The sequence below is a fragment of the Pseudomonas sp. P5_A2_2 genome (genome assembly GCF_054177685.1).
Window position 1 is genome coordinate 1 of record NZ_JBGCUL010001091.1, and the last position, 1,428, is coordinate 1,428.

Sequence of the window (1,428 nt, forward strand, 5' to 3'; positions counted from 1 at the left end):
TGTGGGAGCGAGCTTGCTCGCGATGGCGGCCTATCAGGCACCGAGAATCTAAACCTTGGCACTCACCTCACTACGATTGACCAACGCTTCCAGCGCATCACTCAAACTCGGTGCCTTGTCGCCAATCAACAGATGCCAAATGCCACCGTCCAGCTTACTCACCCCCTGACAACCCAACGCTTTCAAATCACACTCCGACAACGCCTTGCCATCGGCCAGTTGCAGGCGGATGCGGGTCATGGCGATGCAGTGGAGTTGCAGCACATTGTCGCCACCACCCAGGGCATTGAGCCATTGCCGGGCCTCGGGTGTCGCCACGGCGGCAGGTGGCGGTGCGTCGATTTCTGCCGCCGGTGACGACACCATGGCGCGAGCCAGTGCCGGCATCGCCAGGCGAATTTCATCGGCAATGGCATCGGCCATCGGCCCGACCACCACCTGCAAGCTCCCGCCCTTGCCGGGACGCACCACGGCCATGGCGCCGAGTGCTTTCAGACCGGTATCCGAGGCCTTGTTGCGATCCACCATGTCCAGGCGCAGCCGCGTGGTGCAGGCGCCGACGGTGATCAGGTTTTCGGCACCGCCCAAGGCCTTGATGTAAGCCCCGGCGCGTTCGTTGTCGGCCACCGCAACCTGCGGGGCGGCAGCGCTGGTTTCGCGGCCCGGCGTCTTCAGGTCGAAACGCCGGATGCAGAAATCGAACACCACGTAGTAGATCACGGCATACGCCAGGCCCACCGGGAACACCAGCCAGCCGTTGGTGGACTTGCCCCAGCCAAGAATCATGTCGATGAAGCCGCCGGAGAAGGTGAACCCCAGGTGGATGTTCAGCAGATTGGTGATGGCCAACGACAGGCCGGTCAGCAACGCGTGCAATAAGAAGAGCAGTGGCGCAAGGAACATGAAGGCGAACTCGATGGGTTCGGTGACGCCGGTGAGGAACGAGGTCAGGGCCATCGACAGGAAGATACCGCCCATGACTTTGCGTCGTTCCGGCAAGGCGTTGCGGTACATTGCCAGGCACGCGGCGGGCAGGCCGAAGAGCATCATCGGGAACATGCCTGTGGTGAATTGGCCGCCCTTGGGGTCGCCGGCGAAGTAGCGTGAGATGTCGCCGGTCACGAGGGCGCCGGTAGCCGGGTCGGTGAAGTTGCCGAAGACGAACCATGCCATGTTGTTGATGATGTGGTGCAGGCCAGTGACGATCAACAGACGGTTGAACACGCCGAAGATGAAAGCGCCGATGCTGCCGCTGTCAAGCATCAACACGCCGAAACTGTTGATGCCATTCTGAATCGGTGGCCAGATCAGACCGAACACTACACCCAGACCCACAGCGGCAAACCCGGTGACAATCGGCACGAAGCGCCGGCCTCCGAAGAACGCCAGGTATTCCGGCAGCTTGATGTCCTTGAAGCGGTTGTACAG

1 protein-coding gene is annotated in these 1,428 nt (G+C 61.6%); it reads right to left on the bottom strand.

What is annotated here, in order from left to right; genetic code table 11:
* Positions 1 to 48: 48 nt before the first annotated feature.
* Positions 49 to 1,428, bottom strand: a 1,380-nt coding sequence (locus ACXRVY_RS29080) for a PTS transporter subunit EIIC (RefSeq protein WP_458238966.1), incomplete at its 5' end; no start/stop codon positions are given.